Source organism: Rhodovulum sp. YNF3179 (assembly GCF_050586465.1).
GTDB lineage: Bacteria > Pseudomonadota > Alphaproteobacteria > Rhodobacterales > Rhodobacteraceae > CAJXYS01.
On the sequence record NZ_JBOCEG010000003.1, the window covers coordinates 369,402 to 386,904 of the forward strand.

Consider the following 17,503-nt stretch of genomic DNA (forward strand, 5'->3'; position numbering starts at 1 on the left):
GCCCGCGCCGCACCGGCGCGGGCCCATTCGTTTGATCCTTTTTCTTGAAACGCGCGTTGCGACGGACACGCCGGGGCGTGCGCCGAACGGACAGCTCGTAACGCGGTCACGCGAAGTCAGGAGTAGAGCGCAATGATCTCCCGCAGAGATTTCCTTCAGGCGACGGTGGCGGCTTCGGCCGTCTATGGTGCATCGGGCATCGGCAACTGGGCGAGGCTCGCCGCGCAGCAGGCGCTGACCCAGGATCAGCTGCTCGACTTCGACACGATGGGCAATGTCACGCTCATCCACGTCACCGACATCCACGGCCAGATGAAGCCGGTCTACTTCCGCGAGCCGGAAATCAACATCGGCGTCGGGGCCGTCGACGGGCTGCCGCCGCATGTCACCGGCCGCGACTTCCTCGATCTCTACGGGATCGCGCCCGGCACCCCCGAGGCCTATGCGCTGACCTATGTGGATTTCGTCTCGCTCGCCAAGGGCTACGGCCGCATGGGCGGGCTCGACCGCGTGGCGACCGTGATCAATTCGATCCGGGCCGAGCGTCCGGACGCGCTGCTGCTGGACGGTGGCGACACCTGGCACGGCTCCTACACCACGCTGAAGACCGAGGCGCAGGACATGGTCAACGTCATGAACGCGCTGAAACCCGACGCGATGACCAGCCACTGGGAATTCACCCTCGGCATCGACCGGGTGAACGAGATCGTCGAAGGCCTGCCGTTCCCCTTCCTGGGCGCCAACATCTTCGACGCGATGTGGGACGAGCCGGCCTACCAGCCCTACGAGATCTTCGAGCGCGGCGGCGCGAAGATCGCCGTGATCGGCCAGGCCTTCCCCTACATGCCGATCGCCAACCCCGGCTGGATGTTCCCGGACCTCTCCTTCGGCATCCGCGACGAACGCATGGCGTCGCTGGTCCGGGAAGTCCGCGAGGAGCAGGGCGCCGATCTCGTCGTGGTGCTCAGCCACAACGGCTTCGACGTGGACCGCAAGATGGCCGGCCAGATCGAGGGCATCGACGTGATCCTGACGGGCCACACCCATGACGCGCTGCCCGAACCCGTGCGCGTGGGCAACACGCTGCTGATCGCGTCGGGCTCCAACGGCAAGTTCGTCAGCCGCCTGGATCTCGACGTCCGCGACGGCGAGATGAAGGGCTTCCGCCACAAGCTGATCCCGATCTTCTCGGACGTGATCGCACCGGACGCGCAGGTGGCGGCGGTGATCGACGAACAGCGCGCGCCCTTCGAGGCCGAGCTCTCGGAGGTGATCGGGCACACCGACAGCCTGCTCTACCGCCGCGGCAACTTCAACGGGACGTGGGACGACCTGATCTGCAACGCGCTCATCGACGAACGCGAGGCCGACATCGCGCTCAGCCCCGGCTTCCGCTGGGGGCCGAGCCTGATCCCGGGCGACGCGATCACGCGCGAGGATATCTTCAACGCCACCGCGATGACCTATCCCGAGGCCTACCGCTCCGAGATGACCGGCGAGATGCTGCACGTCATCATGGAGGACGTCGCCGACAACCTGTTCAACCCGGACCCCTATTACCAGCAGGGCGGCGACATGGTGCGTGTCGGCGGCATGGGTTACCAGATCGACGTGACCAAGCCGCAGGGCGAGCGCATCACCAACATGACGCTGCTGAAGACGGGCGAACTGATCGATCCCGAAAAGTCCTATGTCGTCGCCGGCTGGGCCAGCGTGAACGAGGGCACCGAGGGCCCGCCGATCTGGGAGGTGGTGGAAAACTACATCGCCCGCAAGGAGCGCATCCAGATCGAGCCCAACGACACGGTAAAGGTGATCGGGGCATAATGTCCCGATCGTTCATATAGACAAATTCAAAAAATCGAATACAAAGGCATACAGGACAATGCGGAGGAGAGTCACATGACCGAGAAGTCTGGTCCTTCGACCACGCGCCGCGGCTTTTTGAAAGCCGGTCTGGCCGCGGGCGGGGCTGTTGCCTCGGGCGGCGCGGCCTATGCCGCCGGCGACCCGGCGATCACCGAACTGCAACCGTGGATGCAATACCTGGGCGACGGGGTGGATGCCCGGCCCTACGGCTATCCCAGCGAGTTCGAGTCCCACGTCAAGCGGCGCAACGTCGAATGGCTGACCGCCGACACCGTGTCGTCGGTCAACTTCACCCCGCTGCACGAGCTCGACGGGATCATCACCCCGAACGGGCTCTGCTTCGAGCGCCACCACGGCGGCATCGCCGAGATCGACCCGGCCCAGCACCGGCTGATGATCAACGGCCTCGTGGACAAGCCGCTGGTCTTCACCATGCAGGACCTGATGCGCTTCCCGCGGGAAAACCACGTCTACTTCCTCGAATGCGCGGCGAATACCGGCATGGAATGGCGCGGCGCGCAGCTGAACGGCTGCCAGTTCACCCATGGCATGATCCACAACGTCATGTACACGGGCATCCCGCTGAAGCTGATCCTGGAAGAGGCCGGTCTCAAGACCAACGCCAAGTGGATCCTGCCCGAGGGCGCCGATGCCTCCGGCATGACCCGGTCGGTCCCGATGGAGAAGGCGCTGGACGACTGCCTCGTGGCCTTCAAGATGAACGGCGAGATGCTGCGCCCCGAGCAGGGCTACCCGCTGCGGCTGGTCGTGCCGGGCTGGGAAGGCAACATGTGGGTCAAGTGGCTTCGCCGGATCGAGGTGGGCGACAAGCCCTGGCATCACCGCGAGGAGACGTCGAAATACACCGACCTGCTGGAAAACGGCGACGCGCGGCGTTTCACCTGGGAGATGGACGCCAAGTCCGTCATCACCAACCCGAGCCCGCAGGCGCCGATCCTGCACGGCAAGGGCCACACGGTGCTGACAGGCGTCGCCTGGTCCGGCCGCGGCACCATCCCGCGGGTCGACGTCACGATCGACGGCGGCAAGAACTGGCACCAGGCGCGCATGGACGGCCCGTCGCTGACGAAGTCGATGCACCGTTTCTACTACGAGTTCGACTGGGACGGCTCGCCGCTGCTGCTGCAGAGCCGCGCGCATGATTCCACCGGCTACGTGCAGCCGACCAAGGACGAGCTGCGCAAGTTCCGCGGCGAGAACTCGATCTACCACAACAACGGCATCCAGACCTGGTATGTCAACGAGAAAGGGATCGCTGAAAATGTCGAAGTTTCTTAAGGCGCTCCTGGCAACCACGCTGCTGGCCGGTCCGGTCGCGGCAGAGGAATTCGGGCTCGGCCGCGAGGCCCTGCCCGAGGAAATCGCGGCCTGGGACATCGATGTGCGTCCCGACGGTCAGGGCCTGCCCGAGGGCAGCGGCACCGCCGAGGAAGGCGAGGTCATCTACGTGGAACGCTGCGCCGTGTGTCACGGCGATTTCGGCGAGGCGCGCGGCCGCTGGCCGGTGCTGGCCGGCGGCGAGGACTCGCTCGACAGCGAGGATCCGGTCAAGACGGTGGGCTCCTACTGGCCGTACCTCTCGACGGTCTACGACTACGTGCACCGCGCCATGCCCTTCGGCGAGGCGCAGTCGCTGACCGCCGACGAGACCTACGCGCTGACGGCCTATATCCTCTATCTCAATTTCCTCGAGGATCTCGACTTCGAGCTGTCCCGGGACAACTTCGCAGAGGTCTCGCTGCCGAACGAGGACGGCTTCTTCATGGATGACCGTGAAGAGACCGAGTTCGCGGCCTTCGTCCGCGAACCCTGCATGGAGGACTGCAAGGACACGGTCGAGATCACCAAGCGGGCCGCCGTCATCGACGTGACCCCCGAGGACGCCGCCGCGCGTGAACGCGTCGAGTCGGCCGCCGAGGAACTGGCCGAGGCCGAGACGACGGAGGCCGCGACCACCGAGACGGCCGAAGCCGAGGCTCCCGCCGCAGAAGAGACGGCTGCGCCGGATCCCGAGCTGGTCGCCGCCGGCGAGAAGGTCTTCCGCAAGTGCCAGGCCTGCCACATGATCGGCGAGGGCGCGAAGAACCGCGTCGGGCCGCATCTGAACGGCATCATGGGCCGCACCGCGGGCACGCTCGATGGCTTCCGCTACTCCCCTGCGATGGTGGAGGCCGGCGAGGGCGGGCTGGTCTGGAACGACGAGACCGTCCAAGCCTATCTCGAGGATCCGCGCGGCTACATCAAGGGCAACCGCATGTCGTTTGCCGGCCTGCGCAAGGACGAGGAACTCGCGGCGATCACCGCCTACCTGCAGGCCGCGTCCGAGTAAGGCTATCGCCTTGAAAGCATTTGGAAACGGGCGGTCCCTCGGGGCCGCCCGTTCTGCTGTCGGGGACCGCGATGCCGCCTGCGCCGGCGGGTGTGCCGGGCTGCACGATACATCCGCAAGAACGTATTCGAATATTGTTGATGAGCTCCGGATTTTGATGCAATGTTTCGTCATGCGTATCCGGTCGCTCCTTGCCTGTTTCTGCCTTTTCAGCCTGCCGCCGGCCGTCTTGGCGCAGGATCTCGGCGACCCGGAGCGGGGTGCGGACCTCTGGGGACAGTGCAGTGGCTGCCACGAGATCGGAGAGGGCGCCGAGAACGGGATCGGCCCGCATCTGAACGGGATTTTCGGACGCCGCGCCGGCGCATTGGACGACTTCCGCTATTCGCAGCCGATGCAGCGCATGGGGGCCGACGGGCTGACCTGGACGCTCGAGACGCTCGACGCCTATATCGAGATGCCGCGCGCCCTGGTGTCGGGCACCCGGATGAGCTTCCCCGGAATCGAGGATGCCGGCGAGCGGGCCGACGTGCTGGCCTATCTGCGGGCGTTTTCCGACGATCCGGCCAACATCCCCGAGGCGGCTCCCACGGCGATGCCCACCGACCATGACGTCGACCCGGAGATCCTGGCGATACAGGGGGACCCGGAATATGGCGAATACCTCTCGAGCGAGTGCACGACCTGCCATCAGAGCGACGGCTCGGATTCGGGCATTCCCTCGATCATCTACTGGCCCGAGGAGGATTTCGTCGTCGCCATGCATGCCTACAAGCGCGAGCTGCGCCCGCATCCCGTGATGCAGATGATCGCGGGGCGTCTCTCCAACGAAGAGATCGCGGCGCTGGCCGCCTATTTCGCGAACCCGGACGACTGAATCCGGGGCGCGACGTTCACTTAACCAGGGAGGAGTATCATGAAACTCAACAGACGCAGCTTCCTCGGCGCGTCGGCGGCCGCTTCGGCCATGCTGGCCGCGCCGCAAGTTCTCGGCCAGGCCCGGCCGCGCGTGGTGGTGGTCGGGGGCGGCGCCGGCGGCGCCACGGCGGCGCGCTACATCGCCAAGGACAGCGACGGCGCCATCGACGTGACGCTGATCGAACCCTCGCGCAGCTACTATACCTGCTTCTTCTCGAACCTCTATATCGGCGGCTTCCGCGACTTCGCCTCGATCGGTCACAGCTATGGAACGCTGGCGGCGGAGTACGGCATCAACGTGGTGCATGACTGGGCGACCGGCGTCGACAGGGACGCCCGGACGGTGGAGCTCGCCGGCGGGGGCGCGCTGCCCTATGACAGGCTGATCCTCTCGCCGGGCATCGATTTCGTCGAGGGCTCGGTGCCGGGCTGGTCCGTGGCCGAGCAGAACGCGATGCCGCATGCCTACAAGGCCGGCAGCCAGACCCAGCTTCTCAAGGCCCAGATCGAGGCGATGCCCGAGGGCGGCGTCTTCGGCATGGTGGCCCCGCCCAACCCCTATCGCTGCCCGCCGGGACCCTATGAGCGGATCTCGATGGTGGCCCATCTGCTGCAGCAGATTAACCCGACCGCGCGGATCCTTGTGGCCGACCCCAAGGCCAAGTTCTCGAAACAGGCGCTCTTCGAGGAGGGCTGGAACAAGCATTATCCCGGCATGGTCGAGCGCATCGGCCCGGATTTCGGCGGCGAGAATGTCGAGGTGCGGCCGGCCGCCATGGAAATCGTCATCGACGGGGTCGTGGAAAAGGTCGACGCCTGCAACGTCATTCCGGCGCAGAAAGCCGGGCGCATCTGTGCCGAGGCCGGCCTGACCGACGGCAACTGGGCCCCGGTCGTGCCGCACACGATGGCCAGCCGCATGGACGAGAACATCCATATCCTGGGCGACGCCACGGACCAGGGCGACATGCCGAAATCCGGCTTCTCGGCCAACAGCCAGGCCAAGGTCGCCGCGATGGCGGTGCGCGCCGCGCTGACCGACAGCCGCATGTTCCCGGCCAAGTTCGCCAACACCTGCTGGTCGCTGATCGACACCGATGACGGCGTCAAGGTCGGCGCGAGCTACGAGGCGACGGATGAGAAGATCGCCAAGACCGACGGCTTCATCAGCCAGACCGGCGAGGATGCGGCACTGCGCAAGGCGACCTACGAGGAAAGCATCGGCTGGTACGACGGCATCACCTCGGATATGTTCGGCTGACAGAATCCTCGGGGAGGAGGAGGAAGGGCCCCCGCCGCGGCGGGGGCCTTTTTTTGTCGTGCGGTCAGGTCAGCGGTCGACGCCCTTGCCGGCCCAGCCGCCGGAGACCTCCTCGGTGGCCTCGCCGGGCAGGGTATCCGGCAGGATCAGGTTCAGCACGATGGCGATCAGCGCGGCCGGCAGGATGCCCGAGGCCGCCAGCACCCGCAGCGTGTCCGGCAGGAACTGCAGCGCGTTCGGATCGCCGGGTGCAAGGTTCATCACCTCGAGTTGCAGCCCCAGCCCGATGGAGAGCGCGACCGCGAAGATCACCATGTTGCGGCGGTTCCAGGTCACGTCGGCCAGCATCGAGACGCCGGCCGCCACGACCATGCCGAACATCACGATCACGCCGCCGCCCAGCACCTCGATCGGCACGGTGCGGATCAGCGCGCCGACCTTGGGCACGAGCCCGCAGACGATCAGGAAAAGCGCCCCGATGGTCACGACGTGGCGGCTCATCACGCCGGTCATGGCGATCAGCCCGACATTCTGGCTGAACGAGGTGTTGGGCATGCCGCCGAAGATCCCGGCGATCGCCGTGCCGATCCCGTCGGCGAAGGTCGCGCCGCGGATCTCCTCGTCGGTGGCCTCGCGGTTGGCGCCGCCCTTGGTGATCCCCGACACGTCGCCCACCGTTTCGACCGCCGAGACGAAGGCCATCAGCGAAAAGCCGATGACCGCCGCCAGCGAGAACTCGAAGCCGTAGCGGAACGGGTCCGGCAGCGCGAAGCTCTTGGCGAAGGTCCAGCTCTGGCTGATGCCCTCGACGCTCTGGATGCCCATGACGAGCGCGTAGGCATAGCCCGCGAGGATGCCCACCAGCACGGCAGAGACCGACAGCATGCCGCGGGCGAAGAACTTGAGCCCGAGCGTGACGACGATCACCACGAAGGCGGCCGACCAGTTCAGGAGGCTGCCGTATTCGGGGTTGTCGAACTGCTTGGCCGGGACGCCGCCCGCGGCGTACTCGATGCCGACCTTGACCAGCGCGAGCCCGATCATCGTCACCACCAGCCCGGTCACCAGGGGCGGCAGCGCGAAGCGGATACGCCCGATGAAGGTGCCGATCAGCGCATGGAAAATACCGCCGATGATCACGCCGCCGAAGAGCGCGGCCAGCGCGTCCACGCCCTTGCCCGCGACCAGCGGGATCATGATCGGGATGAAGGCGAAGCTGGTGCCCTGCACGATGGGCAGCCGCGCGCCCGCCGGGCCGACCCCGATGGTCTGGATCAGCGTGGCGACGCCGGCGAACAGCATCGACATCTGGATCAGGTAGAGCATTTCCGGGAAATCCGGCGAGTTGGAGCCGAAGCCGAACCCGGCGGCGCCGGCGACGATGATCGCCGGCGTGACGTTCGAGACGAACATCGCCAGCACGTGCTGGATCCCCAGCGGCACCGCCTTGACGAGCGGCGGGGTATAATTCGGATCGCGGAGTTGCTCCGGCGTTCCTATGGAGCTGTCGGCCATGTCTCGTTCCTCCCGTGAGTGTTGGCTATGTGTCCGGCGTTTCTGCGAACGCCTTGGCATCCACGGCCGTCCCGACCGTGTAGGGAACCTCGAAGCGGTGTTCCTCGAGATTGGCGCCGGGACCGATATAGTCGACCACGGCGAAAAGGGCGGGGCGCCCGACCGGGGTCAGCACACCGTGCCAGGTGCCCCGGCGATAGTTGACGCCCTGGCCGGGCGCCGTGCGAAAGGCCAGTGGCCGGCCCGGGTGGCCCTCCGCGTCGGGGGCCACGATCACCAGGAAGGGATCGGCCGAGAGCGGCAGGAAGGCCTGGCTGCCCAGCGGATGGCGTTCCATCAGTGCCAGCGTCAGCGGCAGCGCGTACGGCTGGCCGTGGAAGAGGCTGATCCCGGCGCGGCCCTCCGGTGCGAAGTCGAGCGTCGCGCGATCGGTATAGCGCGCGCACATGCCGGCATTGATCATCGCGTCCGGCGGGCCCTCGGGCGCGATGACCTCTCCGAAGGGCGCGAAGGCCTCCGCGGTCAGCGGCGCGATGGCGATCTCGCGGCTCATTCCGGAAGCTTTTCGGACAGCCGCAGCCGGGCGATGCGTTCCACCTGCCGGCAGGCCTCCGCGAACTCGGTCTCGCGGTCGTTGGCGATCCGGCGCTCGAAGGCGGCGAGGATCGAGGTCTTGTCGTGGTCGCGCACCGCGATGATGAAGGGAAAGCCGAATTTCTCGACATAGGCGGTGTTCAGGCGCTCGAAGCTCGCGCGTTCGGTGTCGGTCAGCGCATCGAGCCCGGCCGAGGCCTGCTCGGCGGTGGACTCGGCCGTCAGACGCCGGGCCGCGGCGAGCTTGCCGGCAAGGTCCGGATGCGCGGTCAGCACGCCGAGCCGCTCCTTGGGGCTGGCGCTGCGGAAGACGCGGGCCAGCGCGTTGTGCACCCCGGCCGCGCTGTCATGGGCCGGGCCCAGTTCCAGCGCATGGGCGCGGTCGGCGATCCAGGGCGAATGCTCGAACACGCCGCCGAAGGCCGCGACGAAGGCGGCGCGATCCATCTCGGAGGGGCGGGTCGCCCGCGCCGGGGCGGGATGGGTGGCCTGCCAGTGTTCCGCGATGTCGATGCGGCGTGCGAACCACACGTCGTCATGCGCCAGCGCGTGGTCGAGAAACCGCTGCAGCGCCATGATCCGGCCCGGGCGCCCGGCCAACCGGCAGTGAAGCCCGATGGACAGCATCTTTGGCCGGCCGGCCGCGCCCTCGGCATAGAGCGCGTCGAAACTGTCGCGCAGATAGGCGAAGAACTGGTCGCCCGCGTTGAAGCCTTGCGGCGTGGCAAACCGCATGTCGTTGGCATCGAGCGTGTAGGGCACGATCAGCTGATCGCGGTCTGCGACCCGGACCCGGTAGGGCAGGTCGTCGGCATAGCTGTCGGCGATGTAGTCGAACGCGCCTTCCTCGGCGGCCAGGCGAAGGGTGTTCACGGAACAGCGCCCGGTGTACCAGCCGCGCGGCGGGGCGCCCGTCACCTCGGCGTGCAGGCGGATCGCGGCGCGGATCTGCGCGCGCTCCTCCTCCTCGGGCATGTCCTTGTGCTCGATCCACTTGAGCCCATGGCTGGCGATCTCCCAGCCGGCCTCCTGCATCGCCTCGAGCTGGGCGGGGGCGCGGGCAAGGGCGGTGGCCACCCCGAAGACGGTGACCGGGATCCCGCGTCCGGTGAAGAGCCGGTGCAGGCGCCAGAAGCCGGCCCGGGCGCCGTATTCGTAGATCGATTCCATGTTCCAGTGCCGCTGGCCGGGCCAGGCGGCCGCGCCGACGATCTCGGACAGGAACGCCTCCGACGCCGGGTCACCATGCAGGATGCAGTTCTCGCCGCCTTCCTCGAAATTGACCACGATCTGGACGGCGATCCGGGCGCCCCCCGGCCATTGCGCGTCGGGGGGCGTGGCGCCGTAGCCCTGCATGTCGCGCGGGTAGCGTTTCAATCGGGTCTCCCTGGCTTGGTCCGCCGCTCTTCCGGCGACGCCTGAGATCGTTCATAATCGAGAAAGCCGTCCCATGTTTTCAAAATTTTCCATAAGCACTTCAGTTTCCCGCCCGGTTCCCCGAAACCGGGGCAGGGCGCATGATGGCGCAAACAGACAGGAGCGCGAGATGAGCGGCGATACCGGTTTCCTGACGACCCATGTTCTGGATACGGCGACGGGGCGCCCGGCGGCGGGCATGACGGTCACGCTCTACCGGCTAAACGGGCAGGGGCGGACGCAGATCCGCGCGATGCGGACCAATGCCGACGGGCGCACCGACAGCCCGATCCTGCCCGCGGCGGAGTTCGCCATCGGCACCTACGAGCTGGAATTCGACGTGGGCGCCTATCTCGACGCGCAGGGCACCGACAGCGGAACGCCGCGCTTCCTCGACCTGGTGCCGATCCGCTTCGGCATCGGCGAGGCCGACAGCCATTACCACGTGCCGCTGCTGGTCTCGCCCTTCGGCTATTCCACCTATCGCGGCAGCTGAGCCAGCGCTTCCTTGGCGCGCAACGCCTCGCGGCAGCGCGCGATCATGAAATCTATGAAGACGCGTATCTTGGTGTCCTGCAGGCGCCTGTGGGGGTAGAGACAGGCCAGCTGCACCGGAACGGGCGGCGTGTCCTCGGCCACCGGCACCAGTGCGCCCGAGGCCAGGTGTTCGGCGACCTCGAAGACCGGCTTGTTGACGATGCCGCGCCCCTCGAGCGCCCACATCGTCAGCACGTCGCCGTCATCCGACTCGTAGGGTCCCGAGACCTCGAAGCGGATCGGCCCGTCCGGGGTCGAGAGCAGCCACTGGAATTCCGGCTGTCCGGGGAAGCGCAGGAGCAGGCAGTCATGCTTGTCGGTCACCAGTGCGCGGCCGTTGGCCGGCATGCCGCGGCGCGCGATATAGGCGGGCGCCGCGCAGAGGATGCGGGGACAGTCCGCGATCACCCGCACCTTCAGGTTCGAATCCTCCAGCTGGCCGAGCGTGAAGGCCACGTCGAGCCCCTCGGCGGTGATGTCGACCTTGCGATCCGACAGCCGCAGCCGGACGTCGATCTCCGGATACTCGTCCTTGAACGCCGGCACGTGCGGCGCGATGAAGCGCCGCCCGACGCCCAGCGGCGCGGCCACGAAGATCGAGCCGCGCGGGTTGTGGGCGACATCCGCGACCGCGGCCTCGGCGGCCTCGATCGCCTCGATCACCTTGAGCGCCCCGTCATAGAAGATCCGCCCGTGTTCGGTGGGCTTGAGCGTGCGGGTCGTGCGGTTGAAGAGGCGCACGCCGAGATGCTTTTCCAACTCCGCGATGCGGCTCGAGGCGACGGCCGGCGACACCCGCTGGTCGCGCGCGGCCGCCGACATCGATCCGAGTTCGTAGACCCGCAGGAACATGCGCACGTTGTTGACATAGGACATGGGCGCGGAGCTTAGGATTGTTCTGGTATCTTTGAAAGTGCTTGGTTGATTGTTCGGCTTCACGGAAGGCACGCATCCGGTCACTCTCGGGCCGGAGCAATACGAGGTCATCATGTTCGAACTTGCCGTCATGGGAGACTGGCTGGCCTTCGCGGTGCGCTGGGTCCATGTCATCACCGCGATCGCCTGGATCGGATCCTCCTTTTATTTCATCGCGCTGGACCTCGGTCTTCGCAAGGCGCCCGACCTGCCGGCCGGGGCGCATGGCGAGGAATGGCAGGTGCATGGCGGGGGGTTCTACCACATCCAGAAATACCTCGTGGCGCCCGAACGGCTGCCTGAGCACCTGACCTGGTTCAAATGGGAAAGCTACGCGACCTGGCTCTCGGGCTTCGCGATGCTGGTGCTGATCTACTATCTCGGCGCCGATCTCTACCTTGTGGATCCGAACGTCGCCGATATCGCGCCCTGGCAGGGCATCCTGATCTCGCTGGCCTCCCTCGCGCTGGGATGGCTGGCCTACAACACCCTCTGCCGGGTCTTCGTGGACGCCAACCAGACGGTGTTGATGGGGGCGCTCTTCCTGGTGCTGGTGGCGATGTCCTGGGGCTACACGCAGGTGTTCACGGGCCGCGCGGCGCTGCTACACCTGGGGGCCTTCACCGCGACGATCATGTCGGCCAACGTCTTCATGATCATCATTCCCAACCAGAAAATCGTCGTCGCCGATCTCAAGGCGGGCCGCAGCCCGGATCCAAAATACGGCAAGATCGCCAAGCAGCGGTCCACCCACAACAACTACCTGACGCTGCCGGTTCTTTTCCTGATGCTGTCCAATCATTACCCGCTGGCCTTCGCCACCGAGTATAACTGGATCATCGCGAGCCTCGTCTTCCTGATGGGGGTGACCATCCGGCACTACTTCAACACGATCCACGCCCGGGCCGGAAACCCGACCTGGACCTGGCTGGCCACCGCGATCCTGTTCATCCTGGTCATGTGGCTCTCGACCGCACCGATGCGCGCCACCGCCGAGGACGGCACGGCGACGCTGACGCCCCGCCAGGAACGGTTCGTCGCCGCGGCGGGCTTCGACGAGGTTCATGACATCGTGCTCGGGCGCTGTTCCATGTGCCACGCGGCCGAACCTTTCTGGGACGGCATCCGCTGGGCGCCCAAGGACGTGCGCCTTGAAACCGAAGCCCAGATCGCGCGATATGCGAAGGATATCTACCTGCAGGCGGGGCTGACCCACGCCATGCCGCCGGCCAATGTCTCCTATATCGAGGCGGCCGAGCGCCGGAAGATCGTCGAGTGGTACCGCGCCGCGACCGGCGCCGGCAGTTGAGGAGACGCCCATGCCCGCCCCCGTGAACCCGCTGAAACAGGCGCTTGCCGCGGGACGGACGCAGATCGGGTTCTGGCAGGCCATGGCCAGCCCGGTCGCGACGGAGATCTCGGCCCATGCCGGGTTCGACTGGCTGCTGCTCGACGCCGAACACGGGCCCAACACGATCCCGACGCTTCTGGCCCAGCTCCAGGCGATGAACGGCAGCCCGGCCACGCCGGTGGTGCGCCCGCCGGTGGGGCAGGACTGGGTCGTGAAACAGATGCTGGATCTCGGCGTGCAGAGCTTCCTGATCCCGATGGTCGATACGGCCGCGCAGGCGGCCGACGTGGTGGCGATGCTGCGCTACCCGCCCGAGGGGCGGCGCGGGGTGGGGGCGGCGCTGGCGCGGGCCTCGGGCTACAACGCCGCCGCCGATTACGTCGAAACCGCCAATGCCCAGATCTGCACCATCGTCCAGGCCGAGAGCCGCGCCGCGATCGACAACCTCGATGCGATCTGCGCCGTCGAGGGCGTGGACGGCGTTTTCGTCGGTCCGGCGGATCTCGGCGCCGACCTGGGCCGGGCAGGGCCGGTGAGCCCCGCGGAACTCGACCGCGTCGCGGAGGATGCGCTGGCGCGGATCGCGGCCAGCGGCAAGGCGGCCGGCATCATCGCCTTCGATCCGGCCCGCGCGGAACGCCATATCTCCACAGGCGCCCGCTTCGTCGCCGTGGGTGGTGACGTGACCGTTTTCGGGGCCGCCGCCCGCGGGCTTGCCTCCGCCTTCCGGGCCTGAGCCGCGCGCCCCGGGTTCTCCGTTTCGGTGTAGGTAGGGTTAAATCACTTGCGCATAGGTTGCATTTTGCGCTTTTATGCCGGCATTGATTTGGGCGATTCTACGAGGACTGGCATGACGGAAATCGATCTCTTGGTCGGCACCCGAATTCGCAGGCGGCGGCGCGAACTTGGCATGACGCAACGCGATCTGGGCGACGAGATCGGCGTCAGGTTCCAGCAGATTCAGAAATACGAGACGGGCCGGAACCGCGTCAGCGCCTCCAAACTCTGGAAGATCGCGCAAAGCCTCGACGTTCCGATTTCCTATTTTTTCGCCCATGCCGGTGACAGGGGCGTCGCCCGCCATGCGGACCCGGCCGCAGAGATGGAAACCGAGGCCCGCGAACTCGCCACCGCCTTCCTGAGCCTGCCCGCCGAGCATCGCCGCGCGCTGCTCAGCCTCGCCCGCGCGATCCGGCGGCCGGAGGCCATCGGGCGATAACAACGATTAGAGATTGGTGTTCTGACCAGTTTTCTGTGATAACCTGTACTTGCGTCTAGGATGTGGCTTTCGATTGAAAGTACGGATGTGTCCTGGATCGGTACCTGCTTGGAGTGAAGCAGAATTCGAGCAGTTCAAGAGCTCTTTCCTCGGGGCCAGCGAAACGCGTGCAGCGAGGCAAAGGGACGGGATGAAAGTGGGTGACTGCGACAGATGGACCTGATCGATCTCAGCATGGCGCGCGGCTCCAACGAGGACTACACTCGCTTTCTCGATCAGGTCTGCGAACGGTTCGAACTGGATTACGCCGCATATGCCGGGCAGAGCGGTATCGGCGATGCCGTCCACGGCTACGTGAACTACCCCGACGAGTGGAAATTGCACTATGCCCGAAAGGGGTTCCACCGTATCGATCCCACTTTGCACGAGGCTGGCCGGAGCATCGCACCCGTGGACTGGCAGCGCCTCGAACGCAACGAACGCTTCCAGTCGGTTTTCCGCAACGCGCGCGAGTTCGGAATCTCCGACCGCGGTCTCACCATTCCGGTGAGAGGCCCCTATGGTGACATCGGAATGTTCAGCGTTACGCGGGACTGCAAGGTTGACGAATGGGCACGGCTCAAGAAACGATTCCTGAGTGAGCTTCAGTCCGTGGCGGTGCATATCCACGACAACGTGATGCAGTCGGATTCCCTCGTCCAGTTGCTGCGCTACCCCGCGCTTTCGACGCGGGAACTTGAGATATTGCAATGGATTGCGGCCGGAAAATCGCAGCAGGATGTGGGTGACATCCTGTCGATCTCTCACCGCACTGTCGAAGTCCACCTGAGGTCGAGCCGCGAGAAACTCTGCGCGCTCACGACATCCCAGGCGATCGGACGTGCCATCGGCCTCGGGCTGATTTTCCCCGCCTGACTTCGGATTCTCTCCGGCTTTGGAACGGCCTGCCGGGGCGGCACGCCTGCCTGCGCCATCACCTGACAATCTCGGATTTCAAGAGCGTTTGAAACCTAGCTGCAAGGTTACGGGAAAGCCCATAAGGGATTTCCCCAATAGTCCCGTTTTCGGACGGCGGTAGTCTTCGTGGCACAGGGACGCTCAAAACAAGAAGGGAAATGCTATGATTATTGTCGTTGATGCCCTGAACCGGGACAAGCACACGCAGCTCCTCGACGAGATGTTTCGCCTTCGGGCGCGTGTTTTCCAGGATCGTCTGGGCTGGGAAGTGGATGTCCGCGATGGAAAGGAAATCGACAAGTTCGATGACCTTGACCCTGCCTATGTGATCGGTGTGGACGACGAGGGGCATGTCGTCTCTTGCGTGCGGGCCTTGCAGACGACGGGTCCGCACATGCTGGCGGATGTGTTTTCCGACCTGCTCGACGGTGAACCGCCGATCCGCAGTGCCACCCTCTGGGAATCGACCCGGTTCTGCGTGGATACGGAACGCCTGGGCCGTGGCACGGCGCGCAACTCCGTCTCCTACGCAACCTGCGAACTGATGATTGGTGCGCTGGAATTCGCGAAGAATTCGGGGATCGAGGATATCGTGACCGTGACCGATCCCCTGGTCGATCGCCTGTTAAAGAGATCGGACAATGCGCCCTACGACTACATCGGCACGCCAAAGCAGATGGGCAAGGTCAAGGCGCTTGCCGCCCTGCTGGATTGTACCGACGAGCGCATCCAGCGTGTGCGTAACTTCGCGGGCATCCATCACGACGTGTTCGTCGGCGCGGATCATGTCGAGCCGAAGATGGCGGCGGAGGTCGCGGCATGAATGTCCGTGTCACCCAGGCCCAGAAGGCGACACCGGTCGGGAAGGCCGGCATGCTGTCGCTGATTGCCTCGATCGAGGATCCCGGGCTCCGGCAATACTGTGCCGAACAGCTCGCCGCCGCGGATACCGAGGAAGAGGTCGAGGCGACGGTTCGGCTGATCTTCGAGCTGGTCGCGATACCGGCCTGCCTGACGCCGAGCTGATCGCGGCCCACCCGGCGCACGGGCCGGGGATGCCGACAGGGGATGAAAGAATGGCGTGGCCCGCATGACGGGCCACGACGCCTTGCGGGCAGGGGCTCAGCGCAGCTTGCGACCCTCGGCCGCTTCCATGCGGTGGATCACCGCCTCGGCCAGGTCGCGCAGGGGCGTCGCGACCTCGACGGTGTAATCGGCCGGCGCATCCATCCGCCGCAGGCGTGCGGGCAGGCGGTCCATCTCGGCGGCCGCGCGATGGCGGATCGCGCCCAGATACTCGGCCGGGGCGCAGCGGGTCCCGCCGCGCATCACGGGCCGGAGAAGGGGCGCGCCGGGTTGCCAGTCCTCTGCCGTGCTGAGCACGTCGCCGGCCATCGTCCCGGCCGGGTCATGGCTGCGCCAGACCTGCTTGCGGCCGGGCCATGTCGATTTGCCGGCCGACAGCTTGCGCCGCGCCAACCCCGCGTATTCCTGCAGCTTGTAGGCGCAGTCGAGCACCGGCGCATCCGAGCAGGTCGTCAGGCTGGAGCCGACGCCGTAGCCGTCGATCGGGGCGCCGGCGGCGACCAGCCCCGCGATGCGATCCTCGTCGAGCCCGCCCGAAGCGATGATGCCGATTTCCGTCTCGCCCGCCCCGTCGAGGATCGCGCGCACCGATGTCGCCAGCGCGCCGAGATCGCCGCTGTCCAGCCGCACCGCCTGCACCTCGATCCCCTCGGCACGCAGCCGGGGCGCCAGCGCGGCGACCTTCCGCGCCGCCGCCTCGGTATCGTAGGTGTCGATCAGCAGAACCAGCCCCTCGGGCCGGGCATGGGCGAAGCGCGTGAAGGCAGCGTCCTCGGTGTCCTGCGCCTGGACGAAGGAATGCGCCATGGTCCCGTAGACGGGCACGCCGTAGCGCCGCGCGGCGGCGACGGTGGCGGTCCCGTCGAAGCCGCCGATATAGGCGGCGCGCGCGGCGAAGAGACCGGCCTCGGCCCCGTGGGCGCGGCGCAGGCCGAAATCGATCAGCCGCGCCCCGCCGGCCGCCAGCCTCATGCGCGCGGCCTTGGAGGCCACGAGCGACTGGTAATGCAGGATATTGATGATCCGGGTCTCGACATACTGCGCCTCGGGCAGGGGGGCCGTGATACGGAGGATCGGCGCATCTGGAAAGAAGGCCGTGCCCTCGGGCATGGCCTCGACATCGCCGGTGAAGCGGAACCCGGCGAGATGGTCGAGGAACGCGGCGCCGAAGCGCCCGCTTTCGCCCAGCCAGGCCAGGTCGTCCTCGGGCACATGCAGCTCCTCGAGGAAGGCAAGCACCTGTTCGAGTCCCGCGGCAAGGAAGAACCCGTGCCGGTCGGGCAGCTTGCGCACAAAGAACTCGAAGACCGCCGTGTCGGTCTGCCCGTTGGCCAGATAGGCCTCCATCATGGCAAGCTGGTAGAGATCGGTCAGCAGGAAGCTTTCGGTCCGGTCCATGGGATTCCCGTCGCTGGCCCGCCGATCCTGCCCGACACCGCATGACGGGGCAACCGCGCGGCGCGGTTCTGTCCGGAAACCGCCGGTTTTGATCCACATCTCCGCCAAACTTCCGCC

General features: G+C 66.5%; 17 protein-coding genes. 12 read left to right on the forward strand and 5 right to left on the reverse strand.

The features are described 5' to 3' along the window. Positions 1 to 132 precede the first annotated feature (132 nt). From soxB to ACQ5SP_RS07190, 5 genes are all read left to right on the forward strand, one after another. Positions 133 to 1,827, forward strand: coding sequence for a thiosulfohydrolase SoxB (gene soxB / locus ACQ5SP_RS07170; protein ID WP_430937667.1), 1,695 nt, complete (start codon positions 133 to 135; stop codon positions 1,825 to 1,827). Positions 1,828 to 1,902: 75 nt separating this feature from the next. Next, positions 1,903 to 3,168, forward strand: coding sequence for a sulfite dehydrogenase (soxC, locus tag ACQ5SP_RS07175; RefSeq protein ID WP_430937668.1), 1,266 nt, complete (start codon positions 1,903 to 1,905; stop codon positions 3,166 to 3,168). Next, positions 3,152 to 4,219: a c-type cytochrome gene (locus ACQ5SP_RS07180; RefSeq protein ID WP_430937669.1), complete on the forward strand. Its 1,068-nt coding sequence runs from the start codon at positions 3,152 to 3,154 to the stop codon at positions 4,217 to 4,219. Before soxC ends, ACQ5SP_RS07180 begins: the two co-directional genes overlap by 17 nt. 172 nt (positions 4,220 to 4,391) lie before the next feature. Then, the gene (locus tag ACQ5SP_RS07185) at positions 4,392 to 5,096 is read left to right on the forward strand and encodes a c-type cytochrome (RefSeq protein WP_430937670.1); all 705 of its coding nucleotides are present in this window, start codon (positions 4,392 to 4,394) and stop codon (positions 5,094 to 5,096) included. A 39-nt stretch (positions 5,097 to 5,135) separates the two neighbouring features. Further along, positions 5,136 to 6,398 (forward strand): FCSD flavin-binding domain-containing protein, encoded by a 1,263-nt coding sequence (locus ACQ5SP_RS07190; protein ID WP_430937671.1) that lies wholly within the window; start codon positions 5,136 to 5,138, stop codon positions 6,396 to 6,398. A 69-nt stretch (positions 6,399 to 6,467) separates the two neighbouring features. Here the strand turns inward: ACQ5SP_RS07190 and ACQ5SP_RS07195 are convergent, their stop codons facing one another. Genes ACQ5SP_RS07195 through puuE form a run of 3 tightly spaced genes read right to left on the reverse strand, consistent with a single transcriptional unit; the run spans position 6,468 to position 9,884 of the window. Then, positions 6,468 to 7,913 (reverse strand): uracil-xanthine permease family protein, encoded by a 1,446-nt coding sequence (locus ACQ5SP_RS07195; RefSeq protein WP_430937672.1) that lies wholly within the window; start codon positions 7,911 to 7,913, stop codon positions 6,468 to 6,470. A 25-nt stretch (positions 7,914 to 7,938) separates the two neighbouring features. After that, positions 7,939 to 8,466, reverse strand: coding sequence for an ureidoglycolate lyase (locus ACQ5SP_RS07200; RefSeq protein WP_430937673.1), 528 nt, complete (start codon positions 8,464 to 8,466; stop codon positions 7,939 to 7,941). Beyond that, a complete protein-coding gene (puuE, locus tag ACQ5SP_RS07205; RefSeq protein WP_430937674.1) occupies positions 8,463 to 9,884 on the reverse strand; it encodes an allantoinase PuuE in 1,422 nt (473 codons plus the stop codon). Before puuE ends, ACQ5SP_RS07200 begins: the two co-directional genes overlap by 4 nt. A 169-nt stretch (positions 9,885 to 10,053) precedes the next feature. Between puuE and uraH the strand changes: the two genes are divergently transcribed. Continuing rightward, on the forward strand, positions 10,054 to 10,419 hold the full coding sequence (gene uraH / locus ACQ5SP_RS07210; protein WP_430937675.1) for a hydroxyisourate hydrolase: 366 nt from the start codon (positions 10,054 to 10,056) through the stop codon (positions 10,417 to 10,419). Here the strand turns inward: uraH and ACQ5SP_RS07215 are convergent. Next, positions 10,404 to 11,336, reverse strand: coding sequence for a LysR substrate-binding domain-containing protein (locus ACQ5SP_RS07215; RefSeq protein WP_430937676.1), 933 nt, complete (start codon positions 11,334 to 11,336; stop codon positions 10,404 to 10,406). The two genes, uraH and ACQ5SP_RS07215, sit on opposite strands and share 16 nt — an antisense overlap. Before the next feature lie 112 nt (positions 11,337 to 11,448). Between ACQ5SP_RS07215 and ACQ5SP_RS07220 the strand changes: the two genes are divergently transcribed. The 6 genes from ACQ5SP_RS07220 (at position 11,449) to ACQ5SP_RS07245 (ending at position 15,928) form a co-directional block, all read left to right on the forward strand. Next, complete coding sequence (locus ACQ5SP_RS07220) at positions 11,449 to 12,684, forward strand: urate hydroxylase PuuD (protein ID WP_430937778.1); 1,236 nt, start codon at positions 11,449 to 11,451, stop codon at positions 12,682 to 12,684. 10 nt (positions 12,685 to 12,694) lie between these two features. Then, positions 12,695 to 13,462, forward strand: coding sequence for an HpcH/HpaI aldolase family protein (locus ACQ5SP_RS07225; RefSeq protein WP_430937677.1), 768 nt, complete (start codon positions 12,695 to 12,697; stop codon positions 13,460 to 13,462). Between the two features lie 114 nt (positions 13,463 to 13,576). Beyond that, the gene (locus ACQ5SP_RS07230) at positions 13,577 to 13,945 is read left to right on the forward strand and encodes a helix-turn-helix domain-containing protein (RefSeq protein WP_430937678.1); all 369 of its coding nucleotides are present in this window, start codon (positions 13,577 to 13,579) and stop codon (positions 13,943 to 13,945) included. Positions 13,946 to 14,158: 213 nt separating this feature from the next. Then, positions 14,159 to 14,860 (forward strand): autoinducer binding domain-containing protein, encoded by a 702-nt coding sequence (locus ACQ5SP_RS07235; protein ID WP_430937679.1) that lies wholly within the window; start codon positions 14,159 to 14,161, stop codon positions 14,858 to 14,860. Between the two features lie 205 nt (positions 14,861 to 15,065). Next, positions 15,066 to 15,725 carry an acyl-homoserine-lactone synthase gene (locus tag ACQ5SP_RS07240; RefSeq protein ID WP_430937680.1) on the forward strand — a complete coding sequence of 220 codons (660 nt, stop codon included), beginning with the start codon at positions 15,066 to 15,068 and terminating at the stop codon, positions 15,723 to 15,725. Beyond that, positions 15,722 to 15,928, forward strand: a complete 207-nt coding sequence (locus ACQ5SP_RS07245) for a hypothetical protein (protein WP_430937681.1) — start codon at positions 15,722 to 15,724, stop codon at positions 15,926 to 15,928. The genes ACQ5SP_RS07240 and ACQ5SP_RS07245 overlap by 4 nt, the downstream gene beginning before the upstream one ends. 96 nt (positions 15,929 to 16,024) lie before the next feature. Here ACQ5SP_RS07245 and ACQ5SP_RS07250 read toward each other — a convergent pair whose 3' ends face one another. Then, on the reverse strand, positions 16,025 to 17,386 hold the full coding sequence (locus ACQ5SP_RS07250; protein WP_430937682.1) for a nicotinate phosphoribosyltransferase: 1,362 nt from the start codon (positions 17,384 to 17,386) through the stop codon (positions 16,025 to 16,027). Positions 17,387 to 17,503: the final 117 nt, after the last annotated feature.

What these genes read in the sequence shown, in the direction of transcription:
- ACQ5SP_RS07220 (WP_430937778.1), top strand. Translation starts at nt 11,449, where the DNA reads ATGTTCGAACTTGCCGTCATGGGAGACTGGCTGGCCTTCGCGGTGCGC.
- ACQ5SP_RS07250 (WP_430937682.1), bottom strand. Translation starts at nt 17,386, where the DNA reads ATGGACCGGACCGAAAGCTTCCTGCTGACCGATCTCTACCAGCTTGCC.
- ACQ5SP_RS07190 (WP_430937671.1), top strand. Translation starts at nt 5,136, where the DNA reads ATGAAACTCAACAGACGCAGCTTCCTCGGCGCGTCGGCGGCCGCTTCG.
- ACQ5SP_RS07180 (WP_430937669.1), top strand. Translation starts at nt 3,152, where the DNA reads ATGTCGAAGTTTCTTAAGGCGCTCCTGGCAACCACGCTGCTGGCCGGT.
- soxC (WP_430937668.1), top strand. Translation starts at nt 1,903, where the DNA reads ATGACCGAGAAGTCTGGTCCTTCGACCACGCGCCGCGGCTTTTTGAAA.
- ACQ5SP_RS07230 (WP_430937678.1), top strand. Translation starts at nt 13,577, where the DNA reads ATGACGGAAATCGATCTCTTGGTCGGCACCCGAATTCGCAGGCGGCGG.
- ACQ5SP_RS07200 (WP_430937673.1), bottom strand. Translation starts at nt 8,466, where the DNA reads ATGAGCCGCGAGATCGCCATCGCGCCGCTGACCGCGGAGGCCTTCGCG.
- soxB (WP_430937667.1), top strand. Translation starts at nt 133, where the DNA reads ATGATCTCCCGCAGAGATTTCCTTCAGGCGACGGTGGCGGCTTCGGCC.
- ACQ5SP_RS07225 (WP_430937677.1), top strand. Translation starts at nt 12,695, where the DNA reads ATGCCCGCCCCCGTGAACCCGCTGAAACAGGCGCTTGCCGCGGGACGG.
- uraH (WP_430937675.1), top strand. Translation starts at nt 10,054, where the DNA reads ATGAGCGGCGATACCGGTTTCCTGACGACCCATGTTCTGGATACGGCG.
- ACQ5SP_RS07215 (WP_430937676.1), bottom strand. Translation starts at nt 11,336, where the DNA reads ATGTCCTATGTCAACAACGTGCGCATGTTCCTGCGGGTCTACGAACTC.
- ACQ5SP_RS07235 (WP_430937679.1), top strand. Translation starts at nt 14,159, where the DNA reads ATGGACCTGATCGATCTCAGCATGGCGCGCGGCTCCAACGAGGACTAC.
- ACQ5SP_RS07245 (WP_430937681.1), top strand. Translation starts at nt 15,722, where the DNA reads ATGAATGTCCGTGTCACCCAGGCCCAGAAGGCGACACCGGTCGGGAAG.
- ACQ5SP_RS07185 (WP_430937670.1), top strand. Translation starts at nt 4,392, where the DNA reads ATGCGTATCCGGTCGCTCCTTGCCTGTTTCTGCCTTTTCAGCCTGCCG.
- ACQ5SP_RS07240 (WP_430937680.1), top strand. Translation starts at nt 15,066, where the DNA reads ATGATTATTGTCGTTGATGCCCTGAACCGGGACAAGCACACGCAGCTC.
- ACQ5SP_RS07195 (WP_430937672.1), bottom strand. Translation starts at nt 7,913, where the DNA reads ATGGCCGACAGCTCCATAGGAACGCCGGAGCAACTCCGCGATCCGAAT.